General features: G+C 64.4%; 21 protein-coding genes and 1 pseudogene. 18 read left to right on the top strand and 4 right to left on the bottom strand.

Annotation, left to right across the window (positions count from 1 at the left end):
* The first annotated feature begins 128 nt into the window (after window positions 1-128).
* The 16 genes and pseudogenes from paaF to HU760_RS13290 all read left to right on the top strand — a co-directional run bounded on the left by paaF (window position 129) and on the right by HU760_RS13290 (window position 16,010).
* The gene (paaF, locus tag HU760_RS13365; RefSeq protein WP_186674104.1) at window positions 129-902 is read left to right on the top strand and encodes a 2,3-dehydroadipyl-CoA hydratase PaaF; all 774 of its coding nucleotides are present in this window, start codon (window positions 129-131) and stop codon (window positions 900-902) included.
* Window positions 903-936: 34 nt separating this feature from the next.
* Entirely contained in the window at window positions 937-1,728 is a 792-nt protein-coding gene (paaG, locus tag HU760_RS13360) for a 2-(1,2-epoxy-1,2-dihydrophenyl)acetyl-CoA isomerase PaaG (protein ID WP_186674105.1), read from the top strand.
* A gap of 2 nt (window positions 1,729-1,730) precedes the next feature.
* Window positions 1,731-3,248, top strand: a complete 1,518-nt coding sequence (gene paaH / locus HU760_RS13355) for a 3-hydroxyacyl-CoA dehydrogenase PaaH (protein WP_186674106.1) — start codon at window positions 1,731-1,733, stop codon at window positions 3,246-3,248.
* Window positions 3,241-3,681, top strand: a complete 441-nt coding sequence (gene paaI, locus HU760_RS13350; protein ID WP_186674107.1) for a hydroxyphenylacetyl-CoA thioesterase PaaI — start codon at window positions 3,241-3,243, stop codon at window positions 3,679-3,681. Before paaH ends, paaI begins: the two co-directional genes overlap by 8 nt.
* On the top strand, window positions 3,674-4,894 hold the full coding sequence (pcaF, locus tag HU760_RS13345) for a 3-oxoadipyl-CoA thiolase (protein WP_186674108.1): 1,221 nt from the start codon (window positions 3,674-3,676) through the stop codon (window positions 4,892-4,894). The genes paaI and pcaF overlap by 8 nt, the downstream gene beginning before the upstream one ends.
* Window positions 4,895-5,015: 121 nt before the next feature.
* A complete protein-coding gene (gene paaK, locus HU760_RS13340) occupies window positions 5,016-6,335 on the top strand; it encodes a phenylacetate--CoA ligase PaaK (protein ID WP_186674109.1) in 1,320 nt (439 codons plus the stop codon).
* 258 nt (window positions 6,336-6,593) lie between these two features.
* Entirely contained in the window at window positions 6,594-7,583 is a 990-nt protein-coding gene (gene paaA / locus HU760_RS13335) for a 1,2-phenylacetyl-CoA epoxidase subunit PaaA (protein WP_186674110.1), read from the top strand.
* A gap of 25 nt (window positions 7,584-7,608) precedes the next feature.
* The gene (paaB, locus tag HU760_RS13330; RefSeq protein WP_186674111.1) at window positions 7,609-7,890 is read left to right on the top strand and encodes a 1,2-phenylacetyl-CoA epoxidase subunit PaaB; all 282 of its coding nucleotides are present in this window, start codon (window positions 7,609-7,611) and stop codon (window positions 7,888-7,890) included.
* 8 nt (window positions 7,891-7,898) lie between these two features.
* Window positions 7,899-8,657 carry a 1,2-phenylacetyl-CoA epoxidase subunit PaaC gene (paaC, locus tag HU760_RS13325; protein WP_186674112.1) on the top strand — a complete coding sequence of 253 codons (759 nt, stop codon included), beginning with the start codon at window positions 7,899-7,901 and terminating at the stop codon, window positions 8,655-8,657.
* Complete coding sequence (gene paaD / locus HU760_RS13320; protein ID WP_186674113.1) at window positions 8,644-9,177, top strand: 1,2-phenylacetyl-CoA epoxidase subunit PaaD; 534 nt, start codon at window positions 8,644-8,646, stop codon at window positions 9,175-9,177. The genes paaC and paaD overlap by 14 nt, the downstream gene beginning before the upstream one ends.
* A 15-nt stretch (window positions 9,178-9,192) precedes the next feature.
* Window positions 9,193-10,269 (top strand): 1,2-phenylacetyl-CoA epoxidase subunit PaaE, encoded by a 1,077-nt coding sequence (gene paaE, locus HU760_RS13315; RefSeq protein ID WP_186674114.1) that lies wholly within the window; start codon window positions 9,193-9,195, stop codon window positions 10,267-10,269.
* 169 nt (window positions 10,270-10,438) lie between these two features.
* On the top strand, window positions 10,439-10,747 hold the full coding sequence (locus tag HU760_RS13310) for a DUF485 domain-containing protein (protein ID WP_186674115.1): 309 nt from the start codon (window positions 10,439-10,441) through the stop codon (window positions 10,745-10,747).
* Window positions 10,738-12,306 (top strand): annotated as a pseudogene (locus tag HU760_RS13305) (cation acetate symporter); the annotation flags it as partial. The gene HU760_RS13310 and the pseudogene HU760_RS13305, both read left to right, overlap by 10 nt.
* A 39-nt stretch (window positions 12,307-12,345) precedes the next feature.
* The gene (locus HU760_RS13300) at window positions 12,346-13,578 is read left to right on the top strand and encodes an OprD family porin (protein ID WP_186674117.1); all 1,233 of its coding nucleotides are present in this window, start codon (window positions 12,346-12,348) and stop codon (window positions 13,576-13,578) included.
* A gap of 38 nt (window positions 13,579-13,616) precedes the next feature.
* A complete protein-coding gene (gene paaZ, locus HU760_RS13295) occupies window positions 13,617-15,674 on the top strand; it encodes a phenylacetic acid degradation bifunctional protein PaaZ (RefSeq protein ID WP_186674118.1) in 2,058 nt (685 codons plus the stop codon).
* 156 nt (window positions 15,675-15,830) lie between these two features.
* Window positions 15,831-16,010 (top strand): hypothetical protein, encoded by a 180-nt coding sequence (locus HU760_RS13290; protein ID WP_186674119.1) that lies wholly within the window; start codon window positions 15,831-15,833, stop codon window positions 16,008-16,010.
* Between the two features lie 26 nt (window positions 16,011-16,036).
* Here HU760_RS13290 and HU760_RS13285 read toward each other — a convergent pair whose 3' ends face one another.
* Window positions 16,037-16,306: a DUF6555 family protein gene (locus HU760_RS13285; RefSeq protein ID WP_186674120.1), complete on the bottom strand. Its 270-nt coding sequence runs from the start codon at window positions 16,304-16,306 to the stop codon at window positions 16,037-16,039.
* Window positions 16,307-16,450: 144 nt separating this feature from the next.
* Window positions 16,451-16,660: a con-10 family general stress protein gene (locus HU760_RS13280; RefSeq protein ID WP_114170448.1), complete on the bottom strand. Its 210-nt coding sequence runs from the start codon at window positions 16,658-16,660 to the stop codon at window positions 16,451-16,453.
* A 263-nt stretch (window positions 16,661-16,923) separates the two neighbouring features.
* Between HU760_RS13280 and HU760_RS13275 the strand changes: the two genes are divergently transcribed.
* Together HU760_RS13275 and HU760_RS13270 are read left to right on the top strand one after the other, a co-directional pair.
* Window positions 16,924-21,063 (top strand): CheR family methyltransferase, encoded by a 4,140-nt coding sequence (locus HU760_RS13275; protein WP_186674121.1) that lies wholly within the window; start codon window positions 16,924-16,926, stop codon window positions 21,061-21,063.
* A gap of 90 nt (window positions 21,064-21,153) precedes the next feature.
* Window positions 21,154-21,552, top strand: coding sequence for an NUDIX hydrolase (locus tag HU760_RS13270; RefSeq protein ID WP_186674122.1), 399 nt, complete (start codon window positions 21,154-21,156; stop codon window positions 21,550-21,552).
* 85 nt (window positions 21,553-21,637) lie between these two features.
* Here the strand turns inward: HU760_RS13270 and HU760_RS13265 are convergent, their stop codons facing one another.
* Together HU760_RS13265 and HU760_RS13260 are read right to left on the bottom strand one after the other, a co-directional pair.
* The gene (locus HU760_RS13265) at window positions 21,638-22,189 is read right to left on the bottom strand and encodes an ATP-dependent Clp protease proteolytic subunit (protein ID WP_186674123.1); all 552 of its coding nucleotides are present in this window, start codon (window positions 22,187-22,189) and stop codon (window positions 21,638-21,640) included.
* A 50-nt stretch (window positions 22,190-22,239) separates the two neighbouring features.
* Window positions 22,240-22,626 (bottom strand): low affinity iron permease family protein, encoded by a 387-nt coding sequence (locus HU760_RS13260; protein WP_186674124.1) that lies wholly within the window; start codon window positions 22,624-22,626, stop codon window positions 22,240-22,242.
* Window positions 22,627-22,723 lie beyond the last annotated feature (97 nt).

The raw sequence follows: 22,723 nt of genomic DNA, 5'->3' as shown, positions 1-22,723 counted from the left end.
TGCGTGAATGTATCACATGATGCATATACTGATACCACCTGGACGTGACCCAGCATCACGCCCCTGCAGACAATTCCAAGAAATGCCGGCCCCACGATGTGCCGTGCGTGCAGCCAGAGGAACCCGACATGCCGCGATATCTCGATGTGCAGGCGCCTGAACACGGCGTCCAGCTCATTACCCTGCAACGGCCCGAGGCGCTCAACGCCCTGTGCACCGAGCTACTGGCAGAGCTGGCCGCTGCGCTGGAAGCGGCCGGGCAAGACGAACAGACCCGCGCGGTGGTCATCACCGGCAGCCGCAAGGCATTCGCCGCAGGCGCCGATATCCGCGAGATGGCCGAGCGCGACCTGGTCGGCATCCTCAACGACCCCCGGGTGGCCCACTGGCAAAGCATCGCCGCCTTCGCCAAGCCACTGATCGCCGCCGTCAACGGCTACGCCCTGGGTGGCGGCTGCGAACTGGTGATGTGTGCCGACATCATCATCGCCGGCAGCGACGCCCGTTTCGGCCAGCCGGAAATCAACCTCGGCATCATCCCCGGTGCCGGTGGAACCCAGCGCCTGCTACGGATAGTAGGCAAGCCGCTGGCCATGCAAATGGTGCTGACCGGTGAAGCCATCACCGCCCCTCATGCATTGCAGGCCGGGCTGGTCAGCGAAATCACCCAGCCGGAACTCACCGTAGAACGCGCCCTGCACATCGCCCGCAGCATCGCCGCCAAGGCCCCGCTGGCAGTGCGCCTGGCCAAGGAAGCGTTGCTCAAGGCCGGCGATACCGACCTGGCCAGCGGCCTGCGTTTCGAACGGCATGCCTTCACCTTGCTGGCCGGCACTGCCGACCGCGACGAAGGTATCCGTGCCTTCCAGGAAAAACGCCAGGCCCGCTTCCAGGGCCGCTGATCATCTTTCCCCCGACTGACGGAGCGAGTCTGTCATGACTTTCCAGCACATCCTGTTTTCCATCGAGGACGGCGTCGCCCTCCTCTCGTTGAATCGCCCCGAGCAGCTGAACAGCTTCAATACCGCCATGCACCTGGAGGTGCGCGAGGCGCTCAAGCAAGTACGCCAGAGCAGCGAAGCCCGGGTGTTGTTGCTGACTGCCGAAGGCCGGGGTTTCTGCGCCGGCCAGGACCTGTCCGACCGAAACGTCGCCCCGGGCGCCGAGATGCCGGACCTGGGCGAATCGATCGACAAGTTCTACAACCCGCTGGTGCGCACCCTGCGCGACCTGCCGCTGCCGGTGGTTTGTGCAGTGAACGGCGTGGCAGCCGGCGCCGGTGCCAACATCCCGCTGGCCTGCGACCTGGTGCTGGCGGCCCGCTCGGCCAGCTTCATCCAGGCCTTCTGCAAGATCGGCCTGGTACCCGACTCCGGCGGCACCTGGCTGCTGCCGCGCCTGGTCGGCATGGCACGGGCCAAGGCTCTGGCGATGCTGGGCGAGCGCCTGGGCGCCGAACGGGCTCAGCAATGGGGGCTGATCCACCGCGTGGTGGACGATGCCGCGTTGCGTGACGAAGCCCTCACCCTCGCCCGCCAGCTCGCCACCCAGCCCACTTACGGTCTGGCCCTGATCAAGCGCAGCCTGAACGCCAGTTTCGACAACGGTTTCGATGAACAGCTGGAGCTGGAGCGCGACCTGCAGCGCCTGGCCGGGCGCAGCGAGGATTATCGCGAAGGCGTGAGTGCCTTCATGAACAAGCGCACGCCGGCATTCAAGGGGCGTTGATCATGAGCGCACTCGCAAGCAATGCCCAAGTGGCGGTGATCGGTGCAGGCGCCATGGGCGCAGGCATCGCCCAGGTTGCGGCCCAGGCCGGCCACCCGGTAAAGCTCTACGACAACCGCCCGGGCGCTGCCGCCCAGGCGGTGGCCGGCATAGACCGGCAACTTGCCCGCCTGGTGGAAAAAGGCAAGATGCAGGCTGCCGAGCGGGAAGCCATAAGCGCCCGGCTTTGCCCGGTAGACGCCCTCGAAGCCCTGGCCGATGCTCGCCTTGTGATCGAGGCCATCGTCGAGAACCTGCAGGTCAAGCAGGCGCTGTTCAGCCAGCTGGAAGCCTTGTGCGCCACCGACTGCATCCTCGCCAGCAACACTTCGTCGCTGTCCATCACCAGCCTCGCCGCCGGGCTGAAACGCCCGCACCAGGTGGTTGGCATGCACTTCTTCAACCCGGCGCCGCTGATGGCCCTGGTCGAAGTGGTGTCAGGCCTGGTCACCGCCCCGGCCATTGCCGCGTGCATTCATGCCACCGCCCAGGCTTGGGGCAAGCAGCCGGTGCACACGCGCTCCACGCCGGGCTTCATCGTCAACCGCGTGGCGCGGCCGTTCTACGCCGAAAGCCTGCGCCTGCTGCAGGAAGGCGCAGCCGATTGCGCCAGCCTCGATGCGCTGCTGCGTGATGCCGGTGGGTTCCGCATGGGCGCATTCGAACTCACCGACCTGATCGGCCACGATGTGAATTACGCCGTTACCTGTTCGGTCTTCGATGCGTTCTATGGCGACTTCCGCTTCCAGCCTTCGCTTGTGCAAAAAGAACTGGTGGACGCGGGCCGCCTCGGGCGCAAGACCGGCCAGGGCTTCTATAGCTATGCCGAAGGCGCCGAACGCCCGCAGCCAGCCGAACTGCATAGCCCCGCCATAGTCGATGCCTGTGTCGTCGAAGGCGACCTGGGGGTGATGCAGCCTCTGGCCGAACGCCTGCGCCAAAGCGGCGTCGCCGTGACCCAGCGCGCCGGCAGCGGCCTGATCCAGGTGGGCGATGCCACCCTGGCGTTGTCCGATGGCCGCCTGGCCAGCCAGCGCGCCCGGGAAGATGGCCTGCGCAATCTGGTGCTGCTCGACCTGGCCCTGGACTACAGCACCGCCACCCGCCTCGCCATCAGCTGGTCGGCCGACACCAGCGATAACGCTCGCGACCAGGCGGTGGCCTTGCTGCGGCGTGCCGGCCTGAAGGTAACGGCGGTCGCCGACCTGCCCGGCCTGGTGGTGCTGCGTACCGTGGCGATGCTGGCCAACGAGGCCGCCGATGCCGTGCTGCAAGGTGTCGGCAGCGCCGCCGACATCGACCTGGCCATGCGCGCCGGCGTCAACTACCCCTGCGGCCCGCTGGCCTGGGCCGCGAACCTCGGCGTCCCCCACACCCTGCGCGTGCTCGACAACCTGCAGCGCAGCTACGGCGAGAGCCGCTACCGCCCTTCCCTGCTGTTACGCCGCTGCGAAGCCAAAGGAGGCACCCTGCATGACTGAAGTCGAACTGGCACAAGCCTGTGCCGAGGCCATGTACGCACGCGACCAGGCCACCCAGGGCCTGGGCATCCGCCTGCTGGAAGCCGGCCCGGGCCAGGCATGCCTGCGCATGCCGGTACGCGCCGACATGATCCAGGGGCATGGCACCTGCCATGGTGGCTTCCTGTTCGCCCTGGCCGATTCGGCGTTTGCCTTCGCCTGCAACAGTTACGACCAGGCCAGCGTAGCGCTGGGCTGTAGCATCGACTACCTGGCCCCGGCGCTGCGCGATGACGTGCTTACCGCCCGCGCCAGCGAGGTCAGCCGCAAGGGCCGCACCGGCCTGTACCACGTCCGCATCGAGAACCAGCGCGGTGAGCTGGTGGCGATGTTCCATGGCAAATCCTACAAAGTGCGCGGCACCGTGCTGGCGCAGGAGACGCAAGATGACTGAACACACCCTGGCCGATGCCTTGATCATCGACGCCGTGCGCACCCCGATTGGCCGTTATGCCGGGGCCTTGAGCGGCGTGCGCGCCGATGACCTGGCCGCCATCCCGCTCAAGGCCCTGATCCAGCGCCACCCCGAACTGGACTGGAAAGCCATCGACGACGTCATCCTCGGCTGCGCCAACCAGGCTGGCGAGGACAACCGCAACGTCGCGCATATGGCCAGCTTGCTGGCCGGGTTGCCGATCGAAGTGCCGGGCACCACCATCAACCGCCTGTGTGGCTCCGGCCTGGACGCCATCGGCAATGCGGCCCGCGCCCTGCGCTGCGGCGAAGCTGGGCTGATGCTGGCCGGCGGCGTGGAGTCGATGTCACGCGCGCCGTTCGTCATGGGCAAGTCGGAGCAGGCGTTCGGCCGTGCGGCCGAACTGTTCGACACCACCATCGGCTGGCGTTTCGTCAACCCGCTGATGAAGGCGGCCTTCGGCACCGATTCGATGCCGGAAACGGCCGAGAACGTTGCGCAGCAGTTTGGTATTTCTCGCGCCGATCAGGACGCCTTCGCCCTACGCAGCCAGCACAAGGCCGCCGCTGCACAGGCACGCGGGCGCCTGGCACGGGAAATCGTGCCGGTCGAGATCCCGCAGCGCAAAGGCCCGGCCAAAGTGGTCGAGCACGACGAACATCCCCGCGGCGACACCACCCTGGAGCAACTGGCCATGCTGGGTACCCCGTTCCGCGACGGCGGCAGCGTCACCGCCGGCAATGCCTCCGGGGTCAACGATGGTGCCTGCGCCCTGCTGCTCGCCAGCAGCGCCGCCGCCCGCCGCCATGGCCTGAAGGCTCGCGGCCGCATCGTCGGCATGGCGGTGGCCGGGGTCGAACCACGGCTGATGGGCATCGGCCCGGTACCGGCTACCCGCAAGGTGCTGGAGCTTGTCGGGCTGTCGCTGGCCGACATGGACGTCATCGAACTCAACGAGGCTTTTGCCGCCCAGGGCCTTGCGGTACTGCGCGAGCTCGGCCTGGCCGACGACGACGCGCGGGTCAACCGCAACGGCGGTGCCATCGCCCTTGGCCACCCGTTGGGCATGAGCGGTGCACGTCTGGTCACCACCGCGTTGCACGAGCTGGAAGAAACCGCCGGACGCTACGCCCTGTGCACCATGTGCATCGGCGTTGGCCAAGGCATCGCGATGGTCATCGAACGCCTCTGAGCAGCTCAGACCATCGGCTTGTTACCGAACCGAACGCAGCCGTATATGCTGCTTCCATGACACTCACCACGCGGCCTGCAACCAGTACCGCGCGGCGTACAAGAACAATTCGAGTGAAGCCATGAACATCTACCATGATGCCGATCGTGCCCTGCTGGACCCGATGGAAACCGCCAGCGTCGACGCCCTGCGCCAGCACCAGCTGGAGCGCCTGCGCTGGAGCCTGAAGCACGCCTACGACAACGTGTCGCTGTATCGCCAGCGGTTCACCGAGTGCGGCGCCCACCCCGACGACCTCAAGTGCCTCGAAGACCTGGCGAAGTTCCCGTTCACCGGCAAGAACGACCTGCGCGACAACTACCCCTACGGCATGTTCGCCGTGCCCCAGCAAGAGGTGGTGCGCCTGCACGCCTCCAGTGGCACCACCGGCAAGCCGACGGTGGTGGGCTACACCCAGAACGACATCGATACCTGGGCCAATGTGGTCGCCCGCTCGATCCGTGCCGCGGGTGGACGCAAGGGCGATAAGGTGCATGTCTCCTACGGCTACGGCCTGTTCACCGGCGGGCTTGGCGCGCATTACGGTGCCGAGCGCCTGGGCTGCACGGTGATTCCCATGTCTGGCGGTCAGACCGAGAAGCAGGTGCAGCTGATCCGTGATTTCCAGCCCGACATCATCATGGTTACCCCGTCCTACATGCTTAACCTGGCCGACGAGATCGAGCGCCAGGGCATCGACCCGCAAGACCTCAAGCTGCGCCTGGGCATATTCGGCGCCGAACCTTGGACCGACGAGCTGCGCCGCTCTATCGAGCAACGGCTGGGCATCGATGCCCTCGACATTTATGGCCTGTCGGAAATCATGGGGCCTGGAGTGGCGATGGAGTGCCTTGAAACCAAGGATGGCCCGACCATCTGGGAGGACCATTTCTACCCCGAGATCATCGACCCGGTCACCGGTGCGGTGTTACCGGACGGCCAACTGGGCGAACTGGTGTTCACCTCGCTGAGCAAGGAAGCGTTGCCCATGGTGCGCTACCGCACCCGCGACCTCACTCGCCTGCTGCCCGGTACCGCCAGGCCAATGCGGCGGATCGGCAAGATCACCGGCCGCAGTGATGACATGCTGATCATTCGCGGGGTCAACGTGTTCCCGACCCAGATCGAGGAACAGGTGCTAAAAATAAAACAGCTTTCCGAGCTTTATGAGATTCATCTGTATCGCAATTGCAACCTGGATAGCGTCGAGGTGCATGTGGAACTGCGTGCGGAGTGTCAGCACCTCGATGAAGGCCAGCGCAAGCTGTTGACCGGGGAGCTGACCAAGCAGATCAAGACCTATATCGGCATCAGCACCCAGGTGCGCCTGCAGCCCTGCGGCACGCTCAAGCGTTCCGAGGGCAAGGCCTGCCACGTGTTCGACAAACGGTTGGCCAGCTGATTCTTTCGGCTGCCTTTTCGGCCCCGGCATCGTCCGGGGCTTTTTTTTGCTTTTTTTCGGCTGGCCTCTTCGCGGGTAAACCCGCTCCCACAGGAATTGCATGATGCCTGGGGGCTGCACATGACCTGTGGGAGCGGGTTTACCCGCGAAAGGGCCGCCAATGTGATACACAAATCTAATGCGATACACATAAAACTGTTTGACGTTATGTTTTGTATCGCTTACAAATGACTCATGCCTTAGCAGGAGTCGCAGCACATGTACGCACAGCTAGTGGAAACCGGAGTCAAGCGCGTCAAGTCGCTGGAAGAGATGTCGCCCGAGGAGCGCAACTTCCAGGAAAAGATCGACGCCGAAATCAAGATCGAAGCCAAGAACTGGATGCCCGAGGCCTACCGCCAGACCCTGATCCGGCAGATCTCCCAGCACGCCCACTCGGAAATCGTCGGCATGCTGCCCGAAGGCAACTGGGTCACCCGTGCCCCCAGCCTCAAGCGCAAGCTGCAGCTGATGGCCAAGATCCAGGACGAAGCCGGCCACGGCCTGTACCTGTACAGCGCCATGGAGACCCTGGGCGCCGAGCGTGACGAAGAAATCGCCAAGCTGCACAGCGGCAAGGCCAAGTATTCGAGCATCTTCAACTACCCCACCCTCAGCTGGGCCGACATGGGCGCGGTTGGCTGGCTGGTGGATGGCGCCGCCATCGTCAACCAGGTGGTGCTGCAGCGCACCTCATATGGCCCTTATTCACGCGCCATGATTCGCATCTGCAAGGAAGAGAGCTTCCACCAGCGCCAGGGCTACGAAATGCTCCTGACCATGATGCGCCACGGCACCCAGGCCCAACGGGACATGGTCCAGGACGCTATCAACCGCCTGTGGTGGCCGGCGCTGATGATGTTCGGCCCCAGCGACGAACATTCCCCCAACAGTGCCCAGTCCATGGCCTGGAAGATCAAGCGCCAGACCAACGACGAACTGCGCCAGCGCTTCATCGACCAGACCGTGCCGCAGCTCGAACTGCTCGGCTGTACCGCCCCCGATCCCGAGTTGAAGTGGAACGCCGAACGCGGCCACTACGACTTCGGCGAGATCCAGTGGGACGAGTTCTACGAAGTGATCAAGGGCAATGGCCCGTGCAACCAGGAACGCGTTGCCACCCGACGCAAGGCCATCGAGGACGGCGCCTGGGTACGTGAGGCTGCGGTGGCGTACGCGCGCAAGCAACAGAACAAGAACGCCGCCTGAGCGGCGATTGATGCGGAGATCGAATATGTCTGTCTGGACCCTCTACGAAGTGTTCGTGCGCAGCAAGCACGGCCTTAACCACAAGCATGTCGGCAGCGTGCACGCTGCCGATGCGGCCATGGCCATCGAAAACGCCCGTGAGCTGTATACCCGCCGCAGCGAAGGCGTAAGCCTGTGGGTGGTACCCTCGGCCCTGATCACCGCCTCCTCCCCCGACGAGAAAGACCCGCTGTTCGCCCCGGCGGACGACAAGGTCTATCGCCATGCCAGCTTCTACCAACTGCCCGACGAAGTCGGGCACATGTGAGGTTGGCCATGCACAAGCACGATCTGATCCCTTATCTGCTGTTGCTCGGCGACAGCGCCCTGGTGCACGGCCAGCGCCTTTGTGAATGGTGTGGCCGGGCCCCGGCCCTGGAAGAAGAACTGGCCTTGATGAACGTGGGCCTCGACCTGGTCGGCCAGGCGCGTAACTGGCTGGAATACGCCGCCGAGTTGCTGGATGACGACCGTGATGCTGACGCCCTGGCCTTCCGTCGTGACGAGCGGGCCTATCGCAATCTGCTGCTGGTCGAGCAACCCAATGGCGATTTCGCCGTGACCATGACCAAGCAGTTCCTCTATGACGCCTGGCATTTCGCTGTGCTCCAGGGCCTGGCCGGTTCTCGTGACGAGCGTATTGCAGGCATCGCTGGCAAAGCCTTGAAAGAGGTCACCTACCACCTGCGCCGCTCCGGCGAATGGGTACAGCGCCTGGGCGGCGGCACCGAAGAAAGCCGCCAGCGCATGCTGGCAGCCATCCCGGCCCTGTGGCGCTTTACCGTTGAACTCACCACCGGCAGCGACAACGAGGCACAACTGGCCCAGGCCGGCATCGCTGCAGACCCGGCTACCGTTGGCGCAGCCTGGCTCAAGAAGGTTTCCGAGCTCTTCAGCTCGGTCGAACTGCCACTGCCCAAGGCCGCCAGCCACTTCTACCTGGACGGCCGCAAAGGCCTGCACACCGAGCACCTGGGCCTGCTGCTGGCCGAGATGCAGTTCCTGCCAAGGGCCTACCCCGATGCAACCTGGTGAGCTGATTGTCGGCGACCGTGGCGCACGCGCGCCGCGCGGTGATGACCTGGCCCGCGCCTGGGCGGTACTGGCCCAGGTCATGGACCCGGAAGTGCCCGTGGTCAGCGTGGTCGACCTGGGCATCGTACGCGAACTCGACTGGCGTGCCGGCCACTTGCACCTGGTGGTCACGCCGACCTACTCCGGTTGCCCGGCCACCGAAGTGATCGAGGCGGATATCCGCCAGGCGCTGGAGCAGGCGGGTTTCCCGGCGCCTGAACTGGAGCGCCAGCTGACGCCGGCCTGGACGACCGACTGGCTCAGCGAGCTGGGTCGCGAACGCCTGCGTATCTATGGCATCGCCCCACCGCAAGGCAGTGCCAACAAGCGCAGCCTGCTCGGCGAGGCGCCCCAGGTGTGCTGCCCGCAGTGCGGCAGCGCCCAGACCGAATTGCTCAGCCAGTTCGGCTCCACCGCTTGCAAGGCGCTATACCGCTGCCGCGAGTGCCTGGAGCCGTTCGACTATTTCAAATGCATTTGAGCCGTGGAGAACGCCATGAGCCTGTTTCACAGCCTGACCATCAAGCAAGTGCGCAACGAGACGCGCGACGCGGTGTCGATTGCCTTCGACGTGCCTGAACACCTGCGCGATACGTTCCGCTTTACCCAGGGCCAGTACCTGGTCATGCGTACCCAGCTGGACAACGAAGAAGTCCGCCGCTCCTACTCCATCTGCAGCGCCGTCCAGGACGGCGAGCTGCGCGTGGCAGTCAAGCGCGTGCCAGGTGGGCGTTTCTCGGCATTCGCCAATGACCTGCTCAAAGTTGGCCAACAACTGGAAGTGATGCCGCCATCCGGCAGTTTCTTCGTGCCGCTGGACCCAGCCCGCCAGGGCAACTACCTGGCGGTGGCCGCCGGCAGTGGCATTACCCCGATCCTGTCGATCATCGCCACTACCCTGGCCAGCGAGCCGCTCAGCCGCTTCACCCTGCTGTACGGCAACCGCTCCAGTTCCGGGGCGCTGTTTCGCGACAAGCTCGAAGACCTGAAGAACCGCTACCTCGAGCGCCTGAACCTGATTTTCGTGTTCAGCCGCGAGCAGCAGGATGTCGACCTGTACAACGGCCGCATCGATGCCGACAAGTGCGGCCAGTTGTTCTCGCGCTGGATGGACGTTGTCAGCCTGGATGCTGCATTCATCTGCGGCCCACAGGCGATGACCGAGACGGTGCGCGACAGCCTGCGGGCCAATGGCCTGGCCAAGGACCGCATCCATTTCGAGCTGTTCGCTGCAGCCGGCAGCGAAGCCCGCCGGGAGGCCCGCGAGGCGGCGCGTCAGGTGGACTCGGCGCTCAGCCACATTACCGTGATCAGCGACGGCCGCGCCCTCACCTTCGACCTGCCACGCAACACCCAGAACGTGCTGGACGCCGGCAATGCAATCGGCGCCGAGCTGCCGTACTCGTGCAAGGCCGGCGTGTGCTCGACCTGCAAGTGCCGGGTAATCGAGGGCGAAGTGGAGATGGACAGCAACCATGCCCTGGAGGATTACGAAGTGGCGGCCGGGTATGTGCTGTCGTGCCAGACCTACCCGGTGAGCGACAAGGTGGTGCTCGATTTCGACCAGCTCTGAGACCGCGTCGCCTGCTTCGCGGGCGCGCCCGCTCCCACAGGGATAGCACAAGTCTCAAGCACACCGCCGCACCTGTGGGAGCGGGCATGCCCGCGAAGAGGCCCTAAGCAACACCGCAACACCCGCGTGACCTCACCAAAACAATTACAACACCCAGAGATCGCAACCCATGACACCCGAACGCATCGAAAGCATCGCCAACCACCCCGACTTCCAGCACCTGGTGCAGCGCAAACGCCGCCTCAACGGCAGCCTGACCCTGGCCATGCTGGTGATCTACTACGGCTTCGTCCTGCTGGTGGCATTTTCCCCCAGCACCCTCGGCCGGTCCCTCAGCGGTGGCGTGACCACCGTCGGCATGCTGGTGGGCGTGCTGATGGTGCTGCTGTCCTTCGCCCTGACCGGTATCTACGTGCACCGCGCCAACAACGTGCTCGACCCGCTCAACGACAAGGTCAAGCAGGAGTGCGCACAATGAACTGGACCGCCATCTCGATGTTCATGGTGTTTGTCTGCTTCACCTTGCTGGTCACCCGCTGGGCGGCCATGCGCACCCGCTCGGCCAGCGACTTCTACACCGCTGGGGGGGGCCTGAGCGGCATGCAGAACGGCCTGGCGATCGCCGGCGACATGATCAGCGCCGCGTCGTTCCTGGGCATCTCGGCAATGATGTTCATGAACGGCTACGACGGCCTGCTGTATGCCCTGGGCGTACTGGCCGGCTGGCCGATCATCCTGTTCCTGATCGCCGAACGCCTGCGCAACCTGGGCAAGTACACCTTCGCCGACGTGGTCAGCTACCGCCTGGCGCAAACCCCGGTGCGCCTGACCTCGGCCTTCGGCACCCTGGTGGTGGCGCTGATGTACCTGGTGGCACAGATGGTCGGTGCCGGCAAGCTGATCGAACTGCTGTTCGGCATCAGCTATCTGTACGCGGTGATGCTGGTCGGTGTGCTGATGGTCGCCTACGTCACCTTCGGCGGCATGCTCGCCACCACCTGGGTGCAGATCATCAAGGCGGTGATGCTGCTGTCGGGTACCAGCTTCATGGCCTTCATGGTGCTCAAGCATTTCGGCTTCAGCACCGAAGCGATGTTCGCCAGCGCCGTGGCCGTGCATGCCAAGGGCCAGGCGATCATGGCCCCGGGCGGCTTGCTGTCCAACCCGGTGGATGCCATTTCGCTGGGGCTGGGCATGATGTTCGGCACGGCCGGCCTGCCCCACATCCTGATGCGCTTCTTTACCGTCAGCGATGCCAAGGAGGCGCGCAAGAGCGTGTTCTATGCCACCGGTTTCATCGGCTATTTCTACCTGCTGCTGATCGTCATCGGCTTTGGCGCCATCGTCATGGTCGGCGCCGAGCCCTCCTACCGCGATGCCACCGGCGCGATCATCGGCGGTGGCAACATGGTCGCCGTGCACCTGGCCCAGGCGGTGGGTGGCAACCTGTTCCTCGGCTTCATCTCCGCCGTGGCCTTCGCCACCATCCTCGCCGTGGTCGCCGGCCTGGCGTTGTCCGGGGCTTCGGCCGTATCCCACGATCTGTATGCCTGCGTGATGCGCCAGGGCAAGGCCAGCGAGCAGGAGGAAATGCGCGTGTCGCGTATCGCCACCCTGCTGATCGGTTTGCTGGCGGTGATCCTCGGCCTGATGTTCGAGTCGCAGAACATCGCCTTCCTCTCCGGCCTGGTGCTGGCGGTGGCGGCCTCGGTCAATTTCCCGGTACTGCTGCTCTCGATGTTCTGGAAAGGCCTGACCACTCGTGGCGCGGTGTGCGGCAGCATGGCCGGCCTGGTCTCGGCGGTGCTGCTGGTAGTGCTGGGCCCGGCGGTGTGGGTCAACGTGCTGCATCACGAACAGGCGCTGTTCCCCTACAGCAACCCCGCACTGTTCTCCATGAGCCTGGCGTTCCTCGGCGCCTGGGTGTTCTCGGTTACCGACGGCTCCCAACGCGCCAGCGAGGAACGTGGCCGTTACCTGGCGCAGTTCATCCGCTCCATGACCGGCATCGGCGCTGCCGGTGCCAGCAAGCACTGACTTCAAGGAAGAACAACCATGTCGGGTAAAACAACAACAATGAACCGTACACACTTCATGTCAGCCGCCTGGCTGGCCGCCCTCGCCCTGCCGGTACCGGCAATGGCGGACTTCATCGGTGACAGCCACGCCCGGCTGGAGCTGCGCAACCACTACCTCAACCGTGACTTCCGCCAGAGCAACGCTGCGCAGGCCAAGGCCGAGGAATGGGGCCAGGGCTTCACCGCCAAGCTGGAATCGGGCTTCACAGAGGGCACGCTCGGCTTTGGCGTCGATGCCATGGGGCAACTGGGTATCAAGCTCGACTCCAGCCGCGACCGCCGCAACACTGGCCTGCTGCCCTTTGGCCCGAACAGCCATGAACCGGTCGACGACTACAGCGAACTGGGCTTGACCGGCAAACTGCGGCTGGCCAAGAGCACCCTGCGCCTGGGCACCCTGCAACCGATCCTGCCAGTGGTGGTGTACAACGACACCCGCCTGCTGGCCTCCACCTTCCAGGGCGGTCTGCTGACCAGCCAGGACCTAGCAGGCCTGACCTTCAACGCCGGCCGCCTGACCAAGGCCAACCTGCGTGACTCCTCGGGGCGCGATGACATCGGCTACGGCGCCGCCAGCAGCGACCACCTGGACTTCGGTGGCGGCAGCTATGCCATCACCCCTCAATCCAGCGTCAGCTACTACTACGCCAAGCTCGAAGATATCTATCGCCAGCAGTTCGTCGGCCTGGTCGATACTCGCCCGCTGGGTGAAGGCCTGAGCCTGCGCACCGACCTGCGCTACTTCGACAGCCGCGAAGACGGCGCCAAACGTGCCGGCACCATCGACAACCGCAACTTCAACGCCATGTTCACACTTGGTGTGCGGGCCCACAAGTTCACCGCCACATGGCAACAGATGTCCGGCGACAGCGCGTTCCCGTTCGTCAACGGCGGCGACCCGTTCACCGTCAACCTGGTTACCTACAACACCTTCACCCGCGCCGGGCTGGATTCTTGGCAGTTGCGCTACGACTACGACTTCGTTGCCATGGGCATTCCCGGCCTGAGCTTCATGACCCGCTACACCGACGGCCGTCACGCCGAAACCGCCACGCTCAGCAACGGCCGCGAGCGCGAGCGCGACACCGACATTACCTATGTCATCCAGAGCGGCCCGTTCAAGGACGTCAGCCTGCGTTGGCGCAACGTCACCTTCCGCTCCGGCAATGGCCTGACCAACGCCGTGGACGAAAACCGCCTGATCATCGGCTACACCCTGGCGCTGTGGTAACAGCGCCTTCCTCATCTCTGAACAGCATGGAGAACAGCATGTCTGCCGCCCCTACCCTGCAAAGCTTCATCGCCGGCCGCTGGCTCGGCCAGCACGGCGCCCAGGCCTTGCGCAGCGCCCTCGACGGCCACGTGCTTGCCTACAGCCATGAAGAACGCCCGGACTTCGCCGAAGCCATGGATTTCGCCCGGGCCCGAGGCCTGGCCAGCCTGATGGCCATGGACTTCCAGCAGCGCGCCGCACGCCTGAAGGCCCTGGCCTTGTACCTGGCCGAGCGCAAGGAGCAGCTCTACGCGCTGTCCCACCACAGCGGCGCCACCCGTGCCGACAGCTGGATCGACATCGAAGGTGGCAATGCCACATTGTTCTCCTATGCCGGCATCGGCAGCCGTGAGTTGCCGTCGGGCAACCTGGTGCACGAAGGCCCGGCCATCCCGCTGGGCAAGCAAGGCCATTTCGCCGGCAGCCACATCCTGGTGCCGCGCGCCGGCGTGGCGGTGCACATCAACGCCTTCAACTTCCCCATCTGGGGCATGCTGGAGAAGTTCGCCCCGACTTTCCTGGCCGGCATGCCATGCATCGTCAAGCCGGCGACCTCGACCAGCTACCTGACCGAGGCCGTGGTGCGTCTGATGCATGCCTCCGGCCTGCTGCCCGAAGGCAGCCTGCAACTGGTGATCGGCAGCACCGGCGACCTGCTCGACCGCCTGCAGGGCCAGGACGTGGTGACCTTCACCGGCTCCGCCGACACTGCCGCCAAGCTGCGCGTCACGCCGAACCTGGTGCGCAACGCGGTGCCGTTCAGCGCCGAGGCCGACTCGCTGAACTGCGCCATTCTCGGCCCGGACGTGACCCCGGACAGCGAGGAATTCGATCTGTACATCAAGGAAGTGGTGCGGGAAATGACCACCAAGGCCGGGCAGAAGTGCACCGCCATCCGCCGCGCCATCGTCCCGGCCAGACACATCGACGCCGTTGCCACGCGCTTGCGCGAGCGGTTGCGCAAGGTGGTAGTCGGCGACCCTTCGCTGGAAGGCGTGCGCATGGGTGCCCTGGCCTCGCATGACCAGCAGCACGACGTGGCCGAGCGCGTGCGCAGCCTGCTGCAGAGTTGCGACCAGCTGTTCGGCGCCAGTGATGGCTTTGCCCCGCGTGGCGAAGGCGTGGCCGAGGGTGCATTCTTTGCCCCAACCCTGCTGCAGGCCCGCGACCCGCATGCTGAAGGCGGAGCCCACGATATCGAAGCGTTCGGCCCGGTCAGCACGCTGATGGCCTATGACGACCTCGACGAAGCCCTGGTGCTGGCCGCGCGGGGCAAAGGCAGCCTGGTGGCCACCCTGGTCACCGCCGACCGTGGCGTCGCCGCCAAGGCCATCCCGGTCGCCGCTGCCTGGCATGGCCGGTTGCTGGTGCTCGACCGCGAAGCGGCCAAGGAATCCACCGGGCATGGCTCGCCATTGCCGCAACTCAAGCACGGTGGCCCGGGCCGCGCCGGTGGTGGTGAAGAACTGGGTGGCCTGCGTGCGGTCAAGCACTACCTGCAACGCGCTGCGGTGCAGGGTTCGCCGAGCATGCTCACGGCGGTTACCGGCGAGTACGTGCGTGGTGGCGAAGTGATCGAAAGCGAAGTGCACCCGTTCCGCCGCTACTTCGAGCAGCTGCGCATCGGCGAATCACTGCTTACCCACCGCCGCACCGTGACCGAAGCCGACCTGGTCAACTTCGGCTGCCTGTCGGGCGACCATTTCTACATGCATTTCGACGAGATCGCCGCCAGGGAATCGCAGTTCGGCAAGCGTATCGCCCATGGTTACTTCGTATTGTCGGCAGCCGCCGGGCTGTTCGTTTCCCCGGGTGCAGGGCCGGTATTGGCCAACTATGGCCTGGATACCCTGCGCTTCATCAACCCGGTGGGCATCGGCGATACCATCCAGGCGCGTCTGACCTGCAAGCGCAAGATCGACCAGGGCAAGACCAGCCCGCTGGGGCAACCGCAGGGTGTGGTGGCGTGGGACGTGGAAGTGACCAACCAGCTGGGCGAACTGGTGGCGAGCTACGACATCCTGACCCTGGTGTTGAAACTGCCGCGGGCATGACCGCTGCCATTGGTCGGCCTCTGCCTGGGCGCGACCGATCGCACGCCACGTCGTCGGGTTCTGATGCATTGAGAGGTGGTCAATGGCTTCGCCTCTCACTCCTGTGTTGGCCCGCCGGCCTGGCGGGCCTTTTTTACCGAAACGGAGGCCAAGGGCATGAACGACAAGCAGTGGCTGGGCGGCGGGAATGTGCAGGATGACTGGCCGGAACTGGATCCGGACGCGCGCAATGACCGCAGTGACAAAGTGGACGATCCCGACACCGACCCGAACCTGACGGATGATGAGCAGAACCGGCCTGGGGTACCCGCCAGCGATCCCGAATCCGGGGCCTGAGCTGTCGGTGTGGCGGCAAGATCTGGTCAGGCGGTGGTGGCAGGGTCTTCCAGCGACTGGCCTGGCTTGCTGCCGGAGGCTCGCCAGCTGACCTCTGTTACCCCATAGCGCTCGGCCATGGGTTTGCTCACCTTGCGGATCTTCTCGCGGCCGAACTTGGGAATGATGCCGATACCGGCGTCGCAGCTGGCCCAATGCCAGGCCTCGGCATTGTCCATACGTTCCAGGCGGATGATGAAGCTGCGCGGTTTGCCGTGTAACCGGTAGTCGATGATGTACAACTGCGGATCAGGCATTGCGTGGCCCTCCTCTTTTCCATGGATGACTTGGTGTTGAGTCGAGCGCGCAGCGAAGATTCAAAAAGATTGCGTAACGGTTCGCAGGAGCGATGACCCGGCGGGATGCCCGCCGGGTCATCGGTGCTGTTGCCAGCGGGTGCATTATTGGTTGCGACCGCCGCCGTGGCTGTTCTGGCCACCCTTGCGCCCGGCTTCAGAGGCGCGTTCGCGGTCATTGGCGAAATTGCCGCCGGAGGCCTGGCCACCTTTTTGCCCGGCGCGGGACGCTTTTTCGCGGTCGTTGGCGAAGTTGCCCGGGTTGGTTTCCTTGGTGCCGCCACGTTGGCTGGTTTGATCTTGATCGCGAGCCATGTCGTTTCTCCTTGCGGTTGGAATGGTAGTCACGGTCGTATACCGTGCCCTTACTCCGAACCCAGGCGGTGCTGTGCGCTCACTCTAATACGGGGTTTGCGGACGAGTGGCGCCAAATGACTGGCAGGTCGCAAATTGGCGCGCTGCCTATTGGTCCTCCGTCCAACCTCTCGCGATTGCCGTGCCAGCTTGCCTATAATGGCCTTTCACAAGCCCGGCGATGCGTCGATGGGCCATCTGTCAGGTCTGTACAAGGCACCGCCATGAAGTCGTCTGCTAACCAGCCCGCCTCGCCGCAAAACCCCAACCTGAGTCCAAGCCATCTGGACTTCCCTGTGGTCGGCATAGGCGCCTCGGCAGGTGGCCTCGAGGCCTTGTGCACGTTGTTCCGGCAAATGCCGGCCGATTCAGGCATGGCCTTCGTCATCGTCCTGCACCTGTCTCCCGACCACCAGAGTGTGGCGGACCGCATCATCCAGGAAACCACCGCGATGCCGGTGCGCCAGGTGACCGAGCCAGTGCCGATCGAGCGCAACCATGTGTACGTGATATCGCCCGCCAACCGCTTGTCGACCAATGACGGTTACCTGCGGGTGACCCCAGCCAACCGGCGACGCGGCGACCACGTGGCCATCGACCTGTTCTTTCGTGACCTGGCTGACGTGCACAAGGACCATGCCTTTTGCGTGGTGCTGTCCGGTAGCGGTGCCGACGGTGCGGTCGGGCTCTCGCGCATCAAGGAGCAAGGCGGCGTCACGCTGGTGCAGGCGCCCGATGACGCGCAGTACGACAGCATGCCCCGCGCGGCCATAGACACCGGTATGGTCGATATCGTCCTACCGGCCGCGGAAATCCCCCAGAAACTGCTGGAGCTATGGCGGAACGCTAGCCAGGTAAAGCTGCCGCGGATCGATGACGATACCCTGCCACCCGCGCTGGGCAGTCGCGCAGGCGACCCGCAGGCCTCCGAGCCGCTGCTGGAGGAGATTCTCCTGCAGTTGCGCAGTGTCACCGGGCATGACTTCCAGCATTACAAGCGCGCCACCGTGCTGCGGCGCATCGAGCGCCGGCTGCACGTGACCGGGCAGGCCGACCTTGGCGCCTACCTGCGCTACCTGGAAGACCACCGCGAAGAGGCCACGGCCTTGTTGGCCGACATGCTGATCGGTGTCACCAACTTCTTCCGTGACCGCGAGGCCTTCGAGGCGCTGGAACGCCATGTGCTGCCGCAGCTGGTCAGCGAGCCCGAGCCAACCGAGGGCGCTGGCGAAATACGCATCTGGTCGGCCGGCTGCTCCACCGGCGAAGAAGCCTACAGCCTGGCCATGCTCGCCTGCGAGCAACTGGCCGTGGAACAGCGAGCCAGCCAAGTCCAGGTGTTTGCCACCGACCTCGATGAGCGTGCCATCAGCATTGCCCGGGGTGGTTCGTATCCGGAGGCGATCGTCACCGACGTGCCACCCTCGCGGCTGCGCCAGTTCTTCGTCAAGGAAGACCAGCACTACCGGGTACGCAAGGAAATTCGCGAGAAAGTCCTGTTCGCCCGGCACAACCTGCTGTCCGACCCGCCGTTCTCGCAGATCGGCCTGATCGTCTGCCGCAACCTGCTGATCTACCTCGACCGCGAGATCCAGCAGGACATTCTGCAGATGTTCCACTTCGCCTTGCGGCCCGGGGGGTTCCTGTTCCTGGGCTCAGCCGAGTCTGCCGACCTGGCCAATGAACTGTTCGCCGTGGTCGACAAGCGCAACCGTATCTACCGAGCCCGCGACGTCAGCACCCTGGGCCGCCGCTCGGGCCGCCAGTTGCCGGGGCCGGACCTCACCAGCCCGCCCCAGGTCGCACGCGGGCAGGACAAGCCCGGGCGCAAACCCGTCTACGCCGAAGTGCACCACCGGGCCTTGGCGCGCCGGAACCCGCCCAGCCTGATCATCGACGGCGAAGGTACGATCCTGCACCTGAGCGAGGGCGTTGGCCGCTTCATGCAACTGGCCGGCGGTGAACTCAGTCGTAACCTGTTGAGCCTGGTGCTGCCGAGCTTGCGCCTGGCCCTGCGCAGCACCTTGTTCCAGGCCCGCCAGGGTACCGAGGCGGTGACCTCGCGGCCGGTGGAACTCGGCGAAGGTGCCGACCGGGTGCAGGTGGAAATCACCGTGCAGCCGCACAAGGACCAAGTGAGCGCTGGCGAATACCTGCTGGTGGTTTTCGAAGAGCGCGCAGCCGGCCCGTCGTTGCCCATTGCCGGGTCGCTTCGCCAGACCGACAGCATGGTCTTGCACAACCTCGAGCACGAGCTGCAGCGCACCCGCCTGCAATTGCAGGAAACCATCGAACAATGGGAAATCTCCAGCCAGGAACTGACCGCCTCCAATGAAGAAATGCAGGCCATCAACGAAGAACTGCGCTCTGCCAGCGAAGAGCTGGGCACCAGCAAGGAAGAGCTGCAGTCGATCAACGAGGAATTGCTGACGGTCAACTTCGAGCTGAAGAACAAGGTCGAGGAAACCGACAAGGTCAACGATTACCTCAGCAACCTGATCGCCAGTACCGATATCGCCACGGTGTTCGTCGACCGCAACCTGCATATCCGCTGGTTCACCCCGCGTGCCACCGACTTGTTCAACATGCTGCCGGTCGACACCGGGCGCTCGCTGCTCGACATCACCCATCGCCTCGACTACCCCGCGCTGGCCGAGGATGCCCGTACCGTGGCCCAGGGCGAACACATCATCGAACGCGAGGTCGGCGGCCACGACCAACGCTGGTATCTGGCGCGGTTGCTGCCGTACCGCTCGAGCGAGCAGGACAGCGATGGCACGGTGCTGACCTTCATCGACATCAGCAAGAGCCGGGCGGCGGAGGAACGCGTGCGCCTGGGTGAGGAGCGCATGCGCGTGGTGGCCGAAAGCACCCACGATTTCGCCATCATCCTGCTCGACGAACAGGGCCTGATCACCGACTGGAACACTGGCGCCAGCCTGATGTTCGGCCACAGCAAGGCGGATGTGCTGGGCCAGCATTACCGCTTGATCTTCACCGAAGAGGACCGTGCGCGCGGCGTTCCCGAACAGGAACTGCATGCCGCCCGGGTCAATGAGCGCGACCAGGACGAGCGCTGGCATGTGCGCAAGGATGGCAGCCGCTTCTACTCCAGCGGCGAGATATCCCAGCTCAAGGGCAGCACCCTGCGCGGCTTCGTGAAGATCGCCCGCGACCTCACGGGGCACAAGCGCCGGCATGACGAGCAGAGCAAGCAACTGGCCGAGTCGCAGAGCAGCAGCCACATGAAGGACGAGTTTTTCGCCATCATGTCCCACGAACTCAAGCACCCGCTCAACCTGATCCAGCTCAATGCGGAAATCCTCCGGCGCTTGCCGACGATCGCCCACAGCGCAGCGGCGAGCAAGGCTGTGGCCAGCATCCGCGAGGCGGTCAACAGCCAGGCGCGAATCATCGACGACTTGCTCGATGTCGCCCGTATTCGTACCGGCAAGCTGAAGCTCAAGACCGAAGCGGTGGATATCCGCGCCATCCTGCAGGGCATCCATGCACTGGTGCAGAGTGAACAACCTGCCTGCAATGTGCTCCTGGAGCTGCCGGCTGACGGCTTGCCCTTGATTATCGAAGGCGACAGCACGCGGCTGGAACAGGTGGTCTGGAACCTGCTGAACAACGCGCTCAAGTTCAGCCCGCCGGGTGGCCTTGTCCGCTTGGTATTGAGCCATGATGAAGCACAGGTGTGGTTGCGCGTCATTGACCAGGGTGCTGGCCTGACAGCGGATAGCCTGGAGCACATTTTCGACCTGTTCAGCCAGGTCGCACCGCAAATGGGCAGCCATCCGCGCGAAGGCCTGGGTATTGGCCTGTCCCTGGTCCGTCAGTTGGTGGAAGCCCATGGTGGTAGCGTGAGTGCCGATTCGGCGGGCATCGGCCAGGGCTGCACCTTCACCGTCAGCCTGCCATGGTCGGACAGCGGTCAGCTCCCCGTCGCAGCGCCAGCGGATACAGCCACCGAAGGCCGCCTGAGCGGCATCCGGGTGCTGTTGGTCGATGATTCGCCAGACGTGCTGGAAGTGATGCAGCAGTTGTTGGAAATGGAGTGCGCCGAGGTCAGTGCGTTCAGCGATCCACGCCAGGCGCTGGCAGCGGCAGCGGCCGCCAGCTATGACATCATTCTGTCCGACATTGGTATGCCGGTCATGGATGGCCACGCGTTGATCAAGGCCTTGCGTGGCCTGAGCCACTTGCAGCACACCCCGGCGATCGCATTGACGGGCTACGGCGCCAGCGCCGATCAGCACAAGTCACGCCAATCGGGCTTCGACCGGCATTTGAACAAGCCGGTCGGTTACGACGAACTGGTCGAGGCGATCGAGACCTTGTACGGGTCCGTGCCCTACTGACCATCCATCTTGTTCCGCTCAGATAAACACAACGTTCATTGCGCTCCTGGTGACTAATTCCGTATAGGAATAGCTTCACCAGGAGGTCGCATGAAACCGGTCAAGGCCCGCGCAACCGTCATTTGCCGCCACGCCAGGCACGCTCATAAATGGCTCTGGGTCAGAAAGCCCAAGGCCGCCTGGACCCTGCCAGGCGGCAAGGTCGAGCCGGGTGAAACGCCGTTGCAGGCTGCTGAGCGCGAGCTGCTGGAAGAAACCGGCCTGCAGGCGGACACATTGACCTTGTTGATGCGCCACGAAACCCCAGAGCGTATGCATTTCGTATTCGAAGCCGAGTTCGCCGACGCGCCCCGGCCTAGTGCCCAGCACGAAATTGCCGACTGCTGTTTCGCCCATATCGACCAGGTGCCGGTGCTCAAGGATGACATCAGGTTGCTGATCCGCTCACTGCTGGCCTGTGACCAGGCGATCGCCGCGTCCATTCGCTAGGCTCTGCGTGAAAGTCTCTTTCACAGAGAGCCTAGCGCATGGCACCGGCTATGCCGGTGCCATTTTTCACAGTGCCTTGGCCTTGTCAGGCATGCACGCTCCATTGGCAGGCATCGGCCTCGATCGGCAGTTCGTCGATGGCGTGAATCATGCCGCTCTCCAGCGCCTCGCGCGGGCCCAGAATGCGTGGATACGCCATCAGGTAGCGCGGCACGTCCAGCACCTCGGTGCTGCCCTCGGTCCGCTCGGCGACAATCTGCGCGTACAGGCGCAAGTCGTAATCCAGGCTCATGGCGTATTCGGCCATGCGCGAATGGTCCACCGAACCGTGCAGTGTCCAGTGGAACGGGTGGAACAGGAACTTGCTGTGGGCGCAGGCGGTACGGTGTTCGCCGGCCAGGAACAGAATGTTGCCCATCGACTCCACGGTCCCCAGGTTATGCGTGTGCAGGGGGACCGGCAGCCCGCGCAGGAAGTTGTACAAGGTGAAGCCATAGCTGCATTCACCACCCATGGTGGCAATGTTCAGCTGCAAGAGTTCGGCGCCCTGTTGCAGGGCTTTGGCACAGGTGCCGATGAGGTTGCCACAGGTGGAGGAATTGATCGGGCCGGTAAAGTGGATGATGTGTCTGGGCATGCTTGCCTCCAGGAGTCAGCGGTGTTCATTCCAGTGAAATGGGCAGGCCTTCAGTCTGCGGGCGGGTCATGTCGCCGGTCGCGACCCTCCTCGCGCTCGCCCATGCGTTGGTACTGCTTGCGCAGCGCATGCAGTTCGGCAGGGTCCATGTCCTCCAGGTCGAGTAATGCCTTGTGCGCGCGTCTGGTCGTGCGCAGCAGTTCGTCGATCTTGATGTGCAGTTCGTCGTTGTCGCGGTTTTGCGTGTTCTGGATGAGGAACACCATCAGGAACGTGATGATGGTGGTCGAGGTGTTGATCACCAGTTGCCAGGTGTCGTTGTAATCGAACAACGGCCCGGTCAAGGCCCAGGCCATTATCAGCAACAGGGCAATGGCGAAACTCAGCGGGCGGCCGGTCCAGTTCGCCAGCCATTGCGCGAAACGGTCGAATTTCATGGCATCGCTCCTCACCGTAACCACAGCGGGGGCAGCATCCACCACCCTCAGGCTGCTAAAGGGTGGAATCGCCGCTGGCGGCAAAGTTCAATCCGGC

Origin of the sequence: Pseudomonas oryzicola (genome assembly GCF_014269185.2) — a bacterium.
Taxonomy (GTDB): Bacteria; Pseudomonadota; Gammaproteobacteria; order Pseudomonadales; family Pseudomonadaceae; genus Aquipseudomonas; species Aquipseudomonas oryzicola.
This window is presented reverse-complemented; position numbering and strand designations above follow the sequence as displayed.